The organism is Mesorhizobium sp. P2_E9, assembly GCF_056403815.1.
On record NZ_JBFUET010000029.1, the window covers coordinates 15,939 to 30,828 of the forward strand.

Below are 14,890 nucleotides of genomic sequence, written 5' to 3' on the forward strand. Positions count from 1 at the left end.
ACCTTACTCTCTGCTTTCCTGCGCAGCCCCTCGCATGCCCGGCGCCCTCCGCATCCTTCCGTTCAGTTCACTGCGACGTCGTCACACCGGACCCGCCGACATTGACCGTGATCGCCGGCGGCGGCGGCGGCGGTGGTGGAAATTTGTAATTGTGCGCGACAAGTGCGGCGCGCGTGCCGTCGCCTTCGATATGTGTGTTCTTCGAAGCCGGATTGAGCGGATCGACGGTCTGCAGCAGCGAGTTGAATTTCTGCGTGTCGCCGGCGGCCAAGGTCACCGTGTCATAGTGGTTGAGATAGTCGGCGGCGCAGCCCGAAAGCGCACCGGCGCAGAGAATGAGGATCAAGGCGCTATTTCTTGACATAGAGCATCTTGTCCTTCGATTTGAAGTCGAGCATGTGGCCATAGGGGCCGGTGACGCCGTCGCCCGTTTCATATTTGCGGATCATGTCCTTGTTCACCTCGAGCTGACCAAGCACGAAGAATTCCGGGTCGTTGGCCGGCCGCGTCTTGTCGAACGGCGTCGCCAGCTGTTCGCCGGGCTTCACCGGCCGCACGATGTGCGGCGTTACGATGACGACCAGTTCGGTCTCTTCCTTCTGGTTGCTCGAATTGCGGAACAGCGTGCCGATAACCGGCACCTGGCCGAGCCACGGCACCTGGTTCTGCAGCTTGGTGGTCTTGCTCGACAGAAGCCCGCCGACCGCGAAGCTTTGGCCGTCGCGCAATTCAACGACGGTTTCCAGCTTGCGGTTGGTGAAGATCGGGTCGCCGGCGGTGGTGAAACTGGTCAGGTCGCTGACCTCCGGCGCCAGCTGGATGTGGATCTTGTCGTCGGCGAGCACTATTGGCGTGAACAGGAGATTGACGCCGAACTGCTTGTACTCGACCTGGACCTGGCCATCCTTGGTGATACTCCGGATCGGCACCTGGCCGCCGGCGTTGAAGCTGGCCGGCTCACCGGACAAGGTGGTGAGATTGGGTTCAGCCAGGGTGCGCACCACCCCCTTGGCCTCGAGCGCCTCGATGATCAGGTCGACCTTGATGTTGCTGTCGATCACCTGGGTGATCAGTGTCGCGAAAGGATTCGACTTCGACAGCAGGCCCGACACCAGGGTGCCAGGGTCTACTCCGTTTGGAGTGGTAGCCGCGATGCCCGTTCCAAACTTGGTTGCATTGCTGTCCCTGCTCCTGAACGAGACGCCGAGATCGCGCCCGGCATTGCGCTTGGCTTCCAGCACGCGCACTTCCAGATTGACCTGCTGGCTGTCATCCACGGTGACTGAATTGATGATGGCGTCGGGGCCATATTGCTGCGCCACCTGCATGATGGCCTCCAGCGTGGCGCCGTCCTTGACGTGGCCGCCAAGCCTGACCCTGCCATTGACCGAGCCGATTTCGATGCGCGACCGTGGCGACACCTGGCGGATGGCCGCCGCCATGTCGCTGACGTCGACACCGACCTCGATCTGAATGACGCCAAGCGATCGTTTTTCAGGTGAGAACAGATTGACCGTGGTGGTGCCGGCGCCCTTGCCGATGACATAGAGCGTGCGGTCGGTCATCGGCTGGGCATCGGCGATCTTCTCATCGCCGACGACGATATCGCCCAGATTGGCATTCACCTGCAGCGTCACCGACTGCGACATGGGCAGGAAGATGCGATGGACGCTCGGGTTCGACACGTCGATGAAGCGGTCGGCTGCATCGGCCGCGAGGCTCGATAGCAACAGCGCTGCCAGACAGGACAACGCGGCCGCAGCCATCCTTACGCAAAACCCCTGCATCCCCGTCTCCCCACTGCTGCTACCGCTGGCAGCCCGACTTTATTAGCCGCAATATTATCATGGTTGTCGCGGCACGTCATATGTATCGAGCTTCATGCCACGAAATACGCCCACTGTGACATTTTTCGGCGGTTCCGGCTGCACATACTTGACCACTTCCTTAACGACCTCGCGCACTTCCGGCGCGGATGCTACGGCCGGAGCGGGTTTGACCTTGCCCAACTCGTCAAGTCGGCTTCCCACCCTCTCCACGGCCTGGGTCAGGCCGGCTATCTTGTCGTCCGCCCGCTTACGCTCCTCGGCTGCGGCAGCTTCCGCCGCTGCTTTCTTGTCGAGTTCGGCCTGCCTTTTGGCAACATCGTCGGGCGTTTCGCCGGTCAAATCCGAGAGCGTCACGCGCTCGGTCGTTTCGCCCTTGCTGGCCGCCGCCTGGCGAAGCGCCAGTGACAATTGGCCGGCACCCGCCGCCAGTGTCAGCTTCTGCGCATCCTTGGTGCTGGCCTCGAGCGTCACTGATTTAACGACGGTAGGGCTATCCTTGCTCTCATCAGCCACCTGGTCGACGGCAAGCACCTTCATGCTCTGCAGAAGCACGTCAACGAAACTCTTGTCCGCGCCATCACTGTCGCGCGCCGTGCGCGTCAAAAGGACATCGACCCGGTCGCCTGGGAAAACGAAGCCGGCGACGCCAAGCACGTCGTTCACCCTGATGGAAACGGCCTTCATGCCTTCGCCGAGCACCGCCGAAAGCGTTGCGCGCTGGCCAGGGCCGGTGATCTTGGTGGCGAGAACAGGCTCATTGGTGCCGATGGCCTGCAACGCCTGCTTGGTGCCTTCGCCAGCCAGCGCTTCTTTTGTTGTCTTGAAAGCGCCGGCCGGAACCGCGCCCGCCGGCCACGCTACTTCGCGCAGCTTGTCGTCGGTCAGCATATCGCCGAATTTCAATGGTACGGCCGCCACGACGACCGTATCGCGCGGTACGTCATCCGTCCGCGCCATCGCATTGCGCTGACTGGCCAGCCAGATATTGGCGAGCACAACCGCCAGCACGCCGAACACGCCGGCGAGAACGATCATGATAAGTGTATTGGCACGCATTTTTCCACCCCACCATCGCCCGCCGGGCGAATGTTAGCCCCTTCAACGCGTAGAATTCTGGGCCGAAATCGAACGATTCCGGCCCAGAGAGTTCTTAGCAAGTGCCACCGGCACCGCCAGTACTGGATACACCCTTGGTGTTCAGGTTCGCGCAAAGGCCGGTGAACTGACTACCGACCCATCCGCCGATGGCAATAATCGCAACGATCGATGCCGCGGCGATGATGCCGATCAAGATTGAGTATTCCACCATGGCAGCGCCGTTTTCATCGGCGTTGAACTGCCTGGCTACGTCGACAAGCCACTTCATGGCTATCGCTCCTTGATCAACCCGGCACGCATGCGCCGGTGCCGCTGCCGGTCGAGCTGATACCCGTGGTATTCAGTTTGGAGCAGAGGCCGGTGAACTGGCTGCCGACCCATCCGCCGATAGCGATGACCGCAACGATCGATGCCGCGGCGATGATGCCGATCAGGATAGAGTATTCGACCATAGCAGCGCCGTTTTCGTCGTCGCGGAACTGCCGGGTCATCGTCATGAGCTTCTTCATGTCAATTTCTCCCTTTGGAGGTTTGAACCCGACGAGACAGAGCCAAGGATGAACCCCATACCCAAGCATCCCCCGTCATATCGATCCTAGGTCCCGAGAAATTGCGGAGTCAAACGGGATTAACGGTTCCTTAACTTTCCAATACATGAACTTGCGAGTTCAGAGCGACGTTAAATTCCAGCAAGAGCTTGATTCGTCTAATTTTTCAAGCGCTCTTAACCATTCGTTCACAATTATGTCGGCTGGCTAATTTAGCTATGTCTACTTTAGTGACAAAGCATACCCCTTTATATCTAAGGGGTTATAGCCAGTTATGGAGTGGATGCCGATGTCTGAGCGCTCAAGGGCTAGGGACGCCTCCAAAGCTTAGTCCGCTACTCATGTTTGGCGGCGTGGAAGTCGGAAAATAAAAAAAAAAAATTTCGCCGCTCGCATCTTAACTATCTTGTAAGTATTGGTCCTTCCCGAACCCAAGGGCGCTTGTCGCGCATGTGGTTAACCGTTAGTTTAGGTATTACAAATTTAGAGAGGGCTAACGGGATGGGGCGGTCGATGCCTGGACGGATGGAAGGCGAAGGACGGGCATTCTCGTACTCGTCGCTTCCGGCGGGCGACTCGACCGATCCGATGGCGGCCACATCATTTAACCGCAGGCCGTTCGGATGCACCCTCTGCGGGATGGCAGGATTTGGAAACGGTCGGCTTGTTGCCTTTATTTCAGTCTTGTTTGCCGGAGCTGTGGTCGCAGATCTGATCTGGTTGCCGTTCTCGACCGTGAATCTCAATAGACCCATCTGGTTCGAAGTGGCGATGTCGATGCCCATGGCCTTGCTGTGGGTGCTCCTTGCAGCGATGCGCCTTCAACTTCGCAAAACGCCTTTTGGCTATCGCGACATGGTAAGTGAGTTCGCTGGCAGGATACAGGCCCTGGCTATGGCGTTGACCGTTATAACCCTGTTTTCCCTAGTGCTTCTGTTCGTTACCTATTTGGCCGCCGCGACAAGCCGGCCACTACTGGACAGCTATCTGGCCGCGGGCGACGCAAGCTTGGGCTTCGACTGGGTCGCCTATGTAAGTGTGCTCAACGAATACCCATCAATCGATCATGTGCTTTCGATGGCCTACAACAGTTTGAGCGTACAGTTATTGCTGCTGCCCGCCATCCTCGCGTTGACCGCCCGATCGGACCGGCTAGAGGAATTTGTAGCGCATTACGGCGTGGCCGGTTGTTTGATGTGCCTGGTCACGATTGCAGTGCCGGCGGCAGGGGCCTTTGAGTTTTACCATCCGTCGCCGGATATTTTGAGTTCCTTTGGTCCCGGCGCCTCAACGCGGCACCTTGGGCAGCTTCATGCCCTGCGGACACTGAAACCATTCTTGCTGGAACATCCCGAAGGTCTTGTCTCGTTCCCTTCCTTCCACTCCACCCTGGCTGTGATCTTCGCCTATTCAATGCGTGGCATCCGCTATATCTCGCTTCCAGTCTACGCGCTCAACGCGATGCTGGTCCTCGCCACATTTCCCGAGGGCGGGCACTATCTCGTCGACGTGCTGGCCGGATTAGCAGTCGCGGCCGTTGCAATTCAATTTGTCCGCTGGGTTGCCCAAGGCCGGCCGTCCCCGCAGTCAAATTCGGACGTCGCTCAACGCTCGCCCGACCGACAACAGGTGTCTCTGTCATGACCGTCGCCAACCAAGCAGTTATGTTTCGACACGATCCGCCGGACCTGGGTTCGCACACTTCCGGGTCGGGGAGTGATTTCCTATCAAGTGAATTTTGGAGTTGTGCGAGATGTTAGGCCGCTTCATCAAAGGGCCGGCTGAGCAGCCAAAGCCGCTCGATCAGCCGATCACGACCGTACTCGCCGCTGCAACGCCAATTCCGGCGATTGTGGATCTGACGCCGCAAGGCGAGGACTTCCTGACGCTAAAAGTCGAACTGCATCGCCATTTGATTGACCGGTTCAATTTATCCGCGCTCGAAACCGCATCCAAGGACGAGATCCTGAACGAGATCCGCCCGATCGTGCGCGAGTTCGTGCGCACCCACAGCGTGCCGCTGAACGCGCGCGAGCTTGACCAAATTACCAGCGAAACCGCCGACGAGATGCTGGGACTCGGCCCGATCGAACCGTTGCTCAAGGATGACACGATCACCGACATAATGATCAACACCCACAAGCGCGTCTTTATCGAGCGGCGTGGCATCGTCGAAGAGACGGCAATCCGGTTTCGCGACGAGGCGCATCTGCTGCGGGTCATCAACAAGATCGTCTCGAACATCGGCAGGCGGGTCGATGAATCGTCGCCGATGGTCGATGCCCGGCTGGATGACGGCTCACGCGTCAACATCGCGGTGCGGCCGATCTCGGTCGACGGTCCGCTGGTATCGATCCGCAAATTCTCCAAGAATCCTTATTCGCTCGAACGTCTCGTGGTGCTCAATTCTATTCGGCCCCCGATGGTTGAGCTGTTGCGGATCGCCGTACAGGCACGCAAATCGATCCTGGTTTCCGGCGGAACCGGCAGCGGCAAGACGACCTTGCTCAACGCGCTATCGAGTTACATTCCATCGAGAGAGCGCCTGATCACCATAGAGGACGCGGCGGAACTGCAACTACAGCAGCCACATGTCGGCCGGCTGGAGACGCGCCCGCCTAATGTCGAGGGCAAGGGCGAGGTGCGCCAGCGCGAACTGCTCAAGAACGCGCTGCGCATGCGGCCCGATCGCATCATCGTCGGCGAGGTGCGCGGCGAGGAGGCCTTCGACATGCTGCAGGCCATGAACACCGGACATGAGGGCTCGATGACCACCATCCATGCCAACACGCCGCGCGATGCCATATCGCGGCTGGAGCAGATGGTCGGCATGGCGGGCATGCCGATGACGCACGAATCCATCCGGGCGCAGATCGCTTCGGCCATCGACATCATCGTGCAGACCCAGCGTTTGTCGGATGGCGGCAGGCGCGTGACGTCCATATCCGAACTGACCGGCATGGAGGGCAATGTCGTACAGCTCCAGGAGATCTACAACTTCGTGCGTCGTGAGGTGACCGCGGACGGTAAGGTCGTCGGAGACTTTCGCGCCACGGGCGTTCGCCCGCGCTTCGCCCCTGAGGCAGCGACGCTTGGGCATCATTTTGCCAAGGATGCCTTCAACCCGCAGGTTCCACTCTGATGCCGACCGGCCAGGCATTGCTATACTTTATCTATATGCTGGCGGCAGCGTCGGTCATTCTCGCCGGTGAAGCTCTATATCTTTCCTTTGCCGGTCGCCGGTCTCGGATTGGCGTGATCAACCACCGGCTGAGGCGGCTGGCTGACGAAGCGCCCGCGGAACAGACCCTGCAGGGATTGCTGCGCGAACGTGGACTGACGGAATCAGGCGACTTTCTATCCAACATGATCCGGCTGAACAGGCTCTATACCCAGTCCGGCATCACCGGAAACCCAATGGTTTTCGCCGCGACGTTTCTCAGCGCTGGACTGGCGATTGCGTTGCTGATGTCGGTCCTGTTGCATTTCTCCACCCTGGTGTCGCTCATCGTTTTTCTGGCGATCGGATTTGGGCTGCCGCTTCTCGTTCTCCGCCGCGCCCGCAACAAGCGCATTCAGAAGTTTGCAAAGCAGCTCCCGGATGCGCTCGACATGATCGTCCGTTCGCTGCGGGCCGGGCATCCGGCTTCGGTAGCGGTCGCGCTCGTAGCGCGCGAAATGCCCGATCCGCTCGGCACCGAATTCGGCATCGTTTCCGATGAAATCACATTTGGTCTGAGCATCGAGCAGGCAGTGCGGAAGCTGTCGCAACGCGTGGGCTTCGAAGGTCTTCATCTGCTGTCGGTGTCGCTGTCGATCCAGTCCAAGACGGGCGGCAATCTCACAGGAATCCTGTCCAATCTTTCCGTGGTGCTGCGCGACAGGCAGAAGCTCAGGATGAAGATCCGGGCGCTTTCTGGCGAGGGCCGCGTGTCCGCGTGGATCATCTCCCTGTTTCCCGTGGTTATGTTCCTGATCCTTCAACTGCTTGCCCCGTCCTACTACGGCACCGTCTGGGGCAGTCCGCTGATCTTGCCGGTGTTCACGATTTTCGGGCTGTGGGCGTTGTTGGGCGACTTTATCATGTACCGCATGGTCAATTTCGATTTCTGACGGGAGCGAAGAATAAACTTGTTTTCGATCATCCAGGATCTGGGCACTTTGATCTCCGTTGCCGTCTTCATCGCGGCGGTTGCATTGTTTCTGTTCGGCGCGCTTGTCCTCTTGCCGGCGCTGCAGACGCGGACTCTGGTCGCGCAAAGCCTGAAGACCGAGGGGTTTGCCGATCGTCGTTCGCTCGCCGGACAGGAACTGCTTGCCAAGATTGCCGCGCAGCGGCCGGTCGACGCCTATTTCCGGTCGATGGAGAAGGAACGGGACGAACCTAATGCGCTTGAGGCGAAGCTGTTTCGAGCCGGCTTCTACCAGACCAGCGCGCCGCTCATTTACACCTTGTCACGGCTTGGTGCTGCCTGTGCTGGCTTTCTGGCTGCCTATGCGCTCTTGTCGCGCGTTCTCCCACCTCAAATGCCCGGTTTCATAGGTTTTGCCGGTTCCGCTCTTTTCGGGCTCGCTTGCATCGTGGTTCCAAGCATCCTGCTCGATCGCTTCGAGAGTGCGCAGAGAGAGGTCTATCGCCGCGCCTTTCCCGATTTCATGGATATGATGATCACCTGCGCGGACGCTGGCATGAGCCTGGAGGCGGCGGTGGAGCGTGTCAGCAGCGAACTGGCCGGCACCCACAGATGGCTCGGCATCCAGCTTTCGATCATGAATCTGCAGTTGCGTGCCGGCAAGCCGTTGCGGGATGCGCTGCGCGACCTCGCCGACCGCATCGGCCTTGACGAGGCGCGGGCTCTGGCTGTGCTGTTTCGGCAGTCGGAAGAGCTCGGCACCAGTCTGACCGACGCTTTGCGGGTCTACAGCGAAGAGATGCGCAGCCAGAGAATTCTGCACGCCGAGGAGCGCGCCAACGCTCTGCCGGTCAAGATGATGATTCCATTGGGGCTGTGCATCTTCCCGGTGGTGATGATGGTGATCATGTTGCCGGTGATCATCCGCATGAAGGGCATTTTCTTCTAAATGGATATATGCTTTGATTCGAAAAAAGAGTCGGACGACTCTTGGGGGATAAAATGACAGGGCCAATGCGCCTCGCAGTCGCAGCCGCAGCCAGCCTGCTGATGATGGCGCTTGTTGGCTGTCAGACAAATGGCGCGGACACCGCAGATGGTGTCGTCCGCACCAACGAGCCGTCGAAAGGCGATGTCACGTCTTTTGGCGATGCCTTCGATGGATTGAAGACGGTCGGCAACGTCGAATATTACGCCTCGGACCAGGCCGTGGCCGAAGCCAAGAACCAATTCCGTGCGGAAAATTACGGCAACGCCGGCGCGCTGTTCTTCAAGGCCACGCAACTCGCGCCCAATGACGGCGGCGCCTGGATGGGGCTGGCCGCTTCGTGCGACCGCATCCACCGCTTCGACCTCGCCGACCGGGCGTATGGCCGAGCCTTCAAGCTGATGGGGGCGTCACCCGAATATTACAACAATGTCGGCTATTCCTACTTGCTGCGTGGCAAGCTGCAGGACGCGCGCGCGAATTTCCTCAAGGCCTATGAACTGGCGCCCAACGATCCGACTGTGGCCAACAATCTGAAGCTGCTGTCGTCAAGCGTGCAGAACATCGAGCGCTAGCATGCTGCTTGTCGAAGCGCTCCTGCTGAAGGCCCTCGCCATTCCTCTGCTCGCAAGGATTGCGTGGCTCGACTTCACGACGCAGAAGATTGCCAATCGCGATGTGCTGCTGCTGCTCTGTCTTGGGGCGGGATCGCTGTTGCTGCTGCTGCTCCGATCCGGATCCTGGTTGGACATGGGCTTGAGCGCGGCTGCCGGCCTCGTGCTGTTTCTTGCCTTGTTCCCGTTCTGGCTCTTGCGCAAGATCGGCGCCGGCGACGTCAAGCTGATGGCGGTCATCCCTTTCCTGACCGGCGGCAACGACCTCGTCGTGTTTTCCATGCTGCTACTGGTTTTCGCCCTCGTCACCGCAGCAGCCATGAAAAATCCATTCCTGCTGCCCGCGGGTGCCTTCCGCGTCTACGTTCAGCATCTCGACCGCAAAGGCGTTGTGCCGTTCGGCGTGCCAATCTCGGTCGCGGCGATCTGTACGCTAGTGCTCGTGATCTACGAAAGTTTGGTGTTGGCGAGCAGCTCTGGAATCCTGAATCAGCTTAGCTGAACGGCGCCAGCGCGCTCTGCTATGCGAAATGCGGGCCATTCAGCCGGATTCATAGGCAACGCAAATCAAAAACGAAAACGTTGTGCTGTGAGGGCTGAGTGCAATCATCGCAATGGAAAACCACAATTGAGATCGGCGCCTGGATACGAAGCACGAAGATCTGGCATGTGGCCGCGATGGGACGGATAGATTAATCAAAATTTGAGACGGCATAGCCGTTAACTCTTTGCAAACCATCTTCTTGTCGGGACGCGGAAGTGATGTTTCAATGACTGCTTAGGTACGGGGGGTGAAAATGTTGAACGAGGATTTTTTTGGCCGTATTGCCATCGTCTTTGTCATGACGGTTATGGCGACGTCCAGCGCGATACCTCTACTGCACTATTTCCGTCAGGATACCTCGGCAAGTTCGCTCGCAATCGTCACTCAACTGGCGTCAACCGTTTTTCTGTTGCTGCTGCTTGTGATGACCATCACCCGCCTTCCGCCAAAGGGAACTGCGCAGGGAATTGAACCGAGAGTAACCGCGGTAGCTGGAACATTTATGATCCTGCTCGCATTGAACCTGACGCCGGCATTGCAAAATGAGGCGGCGCAAGTGACGGGCCTCTGCCTAGTCCTCATCGGTACGGCCAGTTCGATTTTCTGTCTTTATTGGCTGGGCCGTTCCTTCGCTCTCATGGCGACAGCTCGTCGCCTGGTTACCACTGGCCCGTACTCGATCGTCCGGCATCCGCTCTACATCTGTGAGGCGGTATTCGTTCTCGGGATGGTGCTTTCGCATTTTTCAATTCTGATGGTGGCGCTGAGTGCGGTTCAATTTCTTTTGCAGTTTAGACGCGCGAGAAATGAAGAGGCTATCCTTCGGCAAACCTTCCCAGAATACGACGATTACGCTCGGCGCGTCCCCATGCTCTTGCCGCGGTTCCTTGGTGGCGCCATACCAAACTCTAGCAGCCAATAGTCAGGACTCGCCCGGTTGATCTGGTCCCTGCAAGTACTTCGCTTCGTTGCAGCGCTGATGGTCGTATATGTCCACGCAGCACAGACCGCCGTTAAGGTCACAGGATCCAATGGCCTGTTGCCTCATGATTTTCAGGTGGCCGGTTTCGCAGGCGTCGACATCTTCTTTGTCATATCAGGGGTGATTATTGCCAAGACTGCACCAAGTCTGACGTGGCGATCTTTCGCCTGGAGACGGTTCCGGCGCATTGTTCCGCTCTACCTGCTGATCAGTATCCCCTACGCGATCGTCGCCTACAAAACCGGCTTCGGCTGGCGGGACGCGGTAGCGACGCTCTTGCTGTGGCCGGCTACCGATCAAATGACCGCGCCAGCATTGCCAGCAGCCTGGACGCTGTGCTTCGAAATGCTGTTCTACGCTGCCGCGACCATCGTTCTCATCGACCGGCGACTGCTGTCGGTAGTCGTCGGTATCTTCGGCCTCGCAATGATATTTCGCTCGGCGGGTCCGGTGCTGCAATTTCTTGGCAACCCGCTGATCATCGAGTTCGGCTTCGGCGTCGTTCTCGCCTATGCGCCCAGGTGGAAACCGGCGGTGTGGTTGCTGCCGATCGGCGCCGCGGCGATGATAGCTGTCGGATTCGTTGGGATAGCGCCGCAAGGAGGGACGATGGAGTTTCTCGCCGGCGATAACGGCTTCCAGCGCGTGCTGGTCTATGGTGTCCCGGCAGCGATGATCGTTTTCGGCACGATGCAGATCGACGCGAAGCCGAGCGTCTGGACGGTTCTCGGTGACGCCTCCTATATGCTGTATCTGATCCACACTCTGCCGATAACGCTGCTACTGATGGTGTGGACCGCTTTTCCAATTCCTCCGGACCTTATCATCGTGATCGGCACAGCCACATCCGTTCTTTTCGCTTGGCGGATGTACATTCGGTTCGAGTTGCCGCTGCGCAAATTCCTGCGCCGGAATGATCCCCCACTGAAGACTGGCCCCCATCTAACTGGCTTGGCATTACGGGATTGACGGGTATGCTTCGATGCTGGCAACCGCGATCATATGGGCCGTTGCCGGACGCGTAGTGAGATCCTCGCCGCCGTCGACACAAACGGTATCCGGGATGGCCAGATAAACGATCACAGGGAGAAGGCACCATGGCACTTCACCTTTCGGCAGATGCCCCGGCTTCCGTCGCAGCCACGCCGCAAAAATATCTCTTTGGCCCGTTCATCGACTTCTTCATGCTTGGCGGAAGCGCGCTTATCATTCTGCCGGTGCTATATTTCCTGCCGCTTCGGTACGAAGCCGCCGTGACGCTGACGATGTTCCTGCTCTCGCACCTCATAAACCAGCCGCACTTCGGTCATTCGTACCAGATCTTCTACCGCAACTTCGCGCACAAGCTGCGCGGCGACGGTTACAGCCGCAACCTCCAGATCCGCTACATCATCGCCGGCATTGTCGTCCCGTTGGCGATGACCGCCTTCTTTGCCTATGGCACGCTGGCGGGGAACGCCCGCCTGCTGGGCAACGCAACCAACGCAATGGGCTTTTTCGTCGGCTGGCACTACGTCAAGCAAGGCTACGGCATGCTGATGGTGGACGCTGTGCTGAAGCGCAAATTCTTCAGCGAACAGGACAAGAAGGTGTTGCTGTTCAATGGCTACGCCGTGTGGCTGTTCGCCTGGCTGCAAACGAATGTGGTGATCACCGAAAGGCAATTCTGGGGTTTGCAGTACTACACCTTCGCGGTCCCGCCATGGCTCATCACCATCGCCATGGCGGTCGCTGCCGCCTCCTCGGCGGCCACCGCCGTGATGTTCATCAATCGCTGGCGCAAGCATGGTGGGGCGCTGCCCTACAACGGCGTCGTCGCCTACGTCGTGTCCCTCTATGCCTGGATCCTGTTCGTGACGCTGAACCCGCTCTGGCTGCTCGTGGTGCCGGCGCTCCATTCCTTGCAGTATCTGGCGGTGGTCTGGCGCTACCAGACCAATGTCGAGCGCGACCGTGCGGATGCCGTCGAGACGCCGCGACTAAAGGCCCTGTCCATTCTTGGACCGTGGTACAGGCTGCGCGTGCTGGCCTTCATCATCGTCGGCGCAATTCTTGGAGCGCTCGGCTTCTGGCTGGTGCCGATGATGCTGATTGACCTGGTTCCCTACGACAAGGCGGTGCTCGGCTCGTCGCTTTTCCTCTTCATCGCCTGGATCTTCATCAACGTGCACCATTACTTCCTGGACAATGTGATGTGGCGGCGCGGCAATCCGGAAGTCTCGAAATATCTGTTCCGCTGAAGCGATCGGCTGAACGCCTTCGGGCAATCCGCGACTTGTCGGGAAGGCCCGTGTCCGGCACGAACACGATTCATTAACCAAGATGCTGTTCATCGACAGGGCGGGGACGGATGCCCGTCTGCCTGGTCAAGCCTGCCTGGTCAAGCCTGCCAGATCAGGCCTGCCAGATCAGGCCTGCTTGTCGGGTCGAGCGCTTCGAAAAGAAGGCTCCGCATCCGGCGAAGACGTCAAATCGCCCGAAACAAGAACAATGTGCAAGGCATGAACGTGATTGAAAGCGAACAGAACGCGCCCTCCCATCGTTGGGCATGGCTGCCGGCCATTGTGGTCGCGTTCCTTTGCCTGTGCGTCACCGGCGCGTCCGCCGAGACGCGCGCTTTGCGGATTCAACATCTTCATACCGGCGAGAAGGCCGAGATCGTCTTCAAGCGCAACGGCCGCTACGATCAGGCCGGATTGAAGAAGATCAATTTCATGCTGCGCGACTGGCGCCGCAACGAACCGACCAGGATGGACCCGCGCCTGCTCGACCTCGTCTGGCAGGCCTACCGCGCCAGCGGCTCGACGGGCTATATCCACGTGGTCAGCGCCTATCGCTCGCCGGCGACGAACGCCATGCTGCGCAGCCGCTCGAAGGGCGTCGCCCGGGAAAGCCAGCACATGGTTGGCCGCGCGATGGATTTTTTCCTGCCTGACGTGCCGCTGAAGAAGCTGCGCGACATCAGCCTGAAGATGCAGGGCGGCGGCGTCGGCTATTACCCGACCTCCGGCTCGCCTTTCATTCACATGGATGTCGGCAATGTGCGGCATTGGCCGGACATCAGCCGGCAGGAACTCGCCAGGGTCTTCCCGAACGGCAACACGCTGCATGTGCCGAGCGATGGCAGGCCGCTGCCCGGCTATGACCAGGCGCTTGCCGCCTACAAGTCGCGCAAGAGCGCCGGCACGCCCAACATCGAACTGGCAAGCGCCGACGCCGGTCAGAGAAAGTCGCGCGGCCTGCTGGCGACGCTTTTGGGCGGGCGCGGCGCCGACGAGGCGGAGGATGTCGCGGAAGCGGCGCCGGCGTCACGCAAATCGGCCAAGTCCGTGGAGCCCAAGCCGGCGGGGCGGGGCATCGCCATCGTGCCGCCGGAGGCAGCCCAGCGGGCGGACGTCCAGGTGGCTTCCGCCGGCGCGGCTGAAGAACCACTCACTGACCAAAAGAATAAGACGCCTGAAGCAATCGTCATGGCGATGGCGCCCAACACGGTGCCGTTGCCGGCCTTCGCCCCGCGCGATGTCCCCACGGCCAGCATTCCGGTCGCGCAAACCGCGCCCTTCGCAACGGCCAGCGCGTCCACCGCGCGGGCTGAACTGCCGGGAGCCAAGCCGGCGGCAGCCAATGCCGAAATGCCCTTGGGCAAGACGGATACAACTGCGGCTGCCGCCGCGCCGGAGATGGCGGCGCTCACCGTCCCCTTGCCGACATGGCGGCCGCAAAGCCCGACGCGTCAGCCGGATGCAGCCAAATCTGGCGACGCCGTCGCTGCCTTGCTGGCCATGCATCACCCCGATAACGGCCTCGATGGGCTGGCCGGCCAGCGCGCCGCGGTCCCTGCACCGAAACCCGAAGATCGCGTCCGGACCAGCCCCAAGGCCGATCGTGTCCAGCCACGTCTCGATCCCGAAGCCACCGCCGTCATTGTGCCCGCGGCGTTGACCAGTCGGCCGCTTGAGACAGGTCGCGGCATCACCGGCGGGACCGGATCAGCAGCGGCGCCCGTCATCGCCGCCAATTTCATCCGCACGGCGCCGGAGCAGGTCTATCTCGACGGATTCCAGCCGCGAGGACAGACGTCCGATCACCGCCGCTTCACTGGTTCAGCAGTGAAATTCCTGCCCATCGCCAGCTTCAAATAGGCTGGCTGCGGC

At 59.8% G+C, this 14,890-nt stretch carries 15 protein-coding genes; 10 read left to right on the plus strand and 5 right to left on the minus strand.

Translation table 11 applies throughout. The annotated features are described in order from the left end of the window. Positions 1-67: 67 nt before the first annotated feature. The 5 genes from AC1D05_RS34025 to AC1D05_RS34045 all read right to left on the minus strand — a co-directional run bounded on the left by AC1D05_RS34025 (position 68) and on the right by AC1D05_RS34045 (position 3,436). The gene (locus AC1D05_RS34025; RefSeq protein WP_477447158.1) at positions 68-364 is read right to left on the minus strand and encodes a hypothetical protein; all 297 of its coding nucleotides are present in this window, start codon (positions 362-364) and stop codon (positions 68-70) included. Further along, positions 351-1,787, minus strand: a complete 1,437-nt coding sequence (locus AC1D05_RS34030) for a type II and III secretion system protein family protein (protein WP_477447160.1) — start codon at positions 1,785-1,787, stop codon at positions 351-353. The genes AC1D05_RS34025 and AC1D05_RS34030 overlap by 14 nt, the downstream gene beginning before the upstream one ends. 57 nt (positions 1,788-1,844) lie before the next feature. Then, on the minus strand, positions 1,845-2,885 hold the full coding sequence (cpaB, locus tag AC1D05_RS34035) for a Flp pilus assembly protein CpaB (RefSeq protein ID WP_477447162.1): 1,041 nt from the start codon (positions 2,883-2,885) through the stop codon (positions 1,845-1,847). A gap of 94 nt (positions 2,886-2,979) precedes the next feature. Next, positions 2,980-3,195, minus strand: a complete 216-nt coding sequence (locus tag AC1D05_RS34040; protein WP_477447164.1) for a Flp family type IVb pilin — start codon at positions 3,193-3,195, stop codon at positions 2,980-2,982. A 16-nt stretch (positions 3,196-3,211) separates the two neighbouring features. Beyond that, positions 3,212-3,436 carry a Flp family type IVb pilin gene (locus tag AC1D05_RS34045; RefSeq protein ID WP_477447166.1) on the minus strand — a complete coding sequence of 75 codons (225 nt, stop codon included), beginning with the start codon at positions 3,434-3,436 and terminating at the stop codon, positions 3,212-3,214. Positions 3,437-3,988: 552 nt separating this feature from the next. On the opposite strand from AC1D05_RS34045, the gene AC1D05_RS34050 reads away from it, so the two are divergent. The 10 genes from AC1D05_RS34050 (at position 3,989) to AC1D05_RS34095 (ending at position 14,878) form a co-directional block, all read left to right on the plus strand. Then, positions 3,989-5,119, plus strand: a complete 1,131-nt coding sequence (locus AC1D05_RS34050; protein WP_477447168.1) for a phosphatase PAP2 family protein — start codon at positions 3,989-3,991, stop codon at positions 5,117-5,119. Between the two features lie 109 nt (positions 5,120-5,228). Then, entirely contained in the window at positions 5,229-6,617 is a 1,389-nt protein-coding gene (locus AC1D05_RS34055; protein ID WP_477447170.1) for a CpaF family protein, read from the plus strand. Continuing rightward, positions 6,617-7,588, plus strand: coding sequence for a type II secretion system F family protein (locus tag AC1D05_RS34060; protein WP_477447172.1), 972 nt, complete (start codon positions 6,617-6,619; stop codon positions 7,586-7,588). The genes AC1D05_RS34055 and AC1D05_RS34060 overlap by 1 nt, the downstream gene beginning before the upstream one ends. An 18-nt stretch (positions 7,589-7,606) precedes the next feature. Next, the gene (locus AC1D05_RS34065; RefSeq protein WP_477447174.1) at positions 7,607-8,557 is read left to right on the plus strand and encodes a type II secretion system F family protein; all 951 of its coding nucleotides are present in this window, start codon (positions 7,607-7,609) and stop codon (positions 8,555-8,557) included. A 65-nt stretch (positions 8,558-8,622) separates the two neighbouring features. Further along, complete coding sequence (locus AC1D05_RS34070) at positions 8,623-9,171, plus strand: tetratricopeptide repeat protein (RefSeq protein WP_477447176.1); 549 nt, start codon at positions 8,623-8,625, stop codon at positions 9,169-9,171. 1 nt (position 9,172) lies between these two features. After that, a complete protein-coding gene (locus AC1D05_RS34075) occupies positions 9,173-9,712 on the plus strand; it encodes a prepilin peptidase (RefSeq protein WP_477447178.1) in 540 nt (179 codons plus the stop codon). A 295-nt stretch (positions 9,713-10,007) separates the two neighbouring features. Then, on the plus strand, positions 10,008-10,676 hold the full coding sequence (locus AC1D05_RS34080; RefSeq protein WP_477447180.1) for a methyltransferase family protein: 669 nt from the start codon (positions 10,008-10,010) through the stop codon (positions 10,674-10,676). A gap of 15 nt (positions 10,677-10,691) precedes the next feature. Continuing rightward, on the plus strand, positions 10,692-11,705 hold the full coding sequence (locus AC1D05_RS34085; RefSeq protein WP_477447182.1) for an acyltransferase family protein: 1,014 nt from the start codon (positions 10,692-10,694) through the stop codon (positions 11,703-11,705). A gap of 128 nt (positions 11,706-11,833) precedes the next feature. Further along, positions 11,834-12,976, plus strand: a complete 1,143-nt coding sequence (locus AC1D05_RS34090) for a hypothetical protein (RefSeq protein WP_477447184.1) — start codon at positions 11,834-11,836, stop codon at positions 12,974-12,976. A gap of 261 nt (positions 12,977-13,237) precedes the next feature. Then, entirely contained in the window at positions 13,238-14,878 is a 1,641-nt protein-coding gene (locus AC1D05_RS34095) for a peptidoglycan L,D-endopeptidase MepK (protein ID WP_477447186.1), read from the plus strand. The last annotated feature ends 12 nt before the right edge of the window (positions 14,879-14,890 follow it).

Bases quoted from the DNA above. Each gene is read 5' to 3' on its own strand.
- AC1D05_RS34025 (WP_477447158.1), bottom strand. From the start codon at position 364: ATGTCAAGAAATAGCGCCTTGATCCTCATTCTCTGCGCCGGTGCGCTT.
- AC1D05_RS34030 (WP_477447160.1), bottom strand. From the start codon at position 1,787: ATGCAGGGGTTTTGCGTAAGGATGGCTGCGGCCGCGTTGTCCTGTCTG.
- cpaB (WP_477447162.1), bottom strand. From the start codon at position 2,885: ATGCGTGCCAATACACTTATCATGATCGTTCTCGCCGGCGTGTTCGGC.
- AC1D05_RS34040 (WP_477447164.1), bottom strand. From the start codon at position 3,195: ATGAAGTGGCTTGTCGACGTAGCCAGGCAGTTCAACGCCGATGAAAAC.
- AC1D05_RS34045 (WP_477447166.1), bottom strand. From the start codon at position 3,436: ATGAAGAAGCTCATGACGATGACCCGGCAGTTCCGCGACGACGAAAAC.
- AC1D05_RS34050 (WP_477447168.1), top strand. From the start codon at position 3,989: ATGCCTGGACGGATGGAAGGCGAAGGACGGGCATTCTCGTACTCGTCG.
- AC1D05_RS34055 (WP_477447170.1), top strand. From the start codon at position 5,229: ATGTTAGGCCGCTTCATCAAAGGGCCGGCTGAGCAGCCAAAGCCGCTC.
- AC1D05_RS34060 (WP_477447172.1), top strand. From the start codon at position 6,617: ATGCCGACCGGCCAGGCATTGCTATACTTTATCTATATGCTGGCGGCA.
- AC1D05_RS34070 (WP_477447176.1), top strand. From the start codon at position 8,623: ATGCGCCTCGCAGTCGCAGCCGCAGCCAGCCTGCTGATGATGGCGCTT.
- AC1D05_RS34075 (WP_477447178.1), top strand. From the start codon at position 9,173: ATGCTGCTTGTCGAAGCGCTCCTGCTGAAGGCCCTCGCCATTCCTCTG.
- AC1D05_RS34080 (WP_477447180.1), top strand. From the start codon at position 10,008: ATGTTGAACGAGGATTTTTTTGGCCGTATTGCCATCGTCTTTGTCATG.
- AC1D05_RS34090 (WP_477447184.1), top strand. From the start codon at position 11,834: ATGGCACTTCACCTTTCGGCAGATGCCCCGGCTTCCGTCGCAGCCACG.
- AC1D05_RS34095 (WP_477447186.1), top strand. From the start codon at position 13,238: ATGAACGTGATTGAAAGCGAACAGAACGCGCCCTCCCATCGTTGGGCA.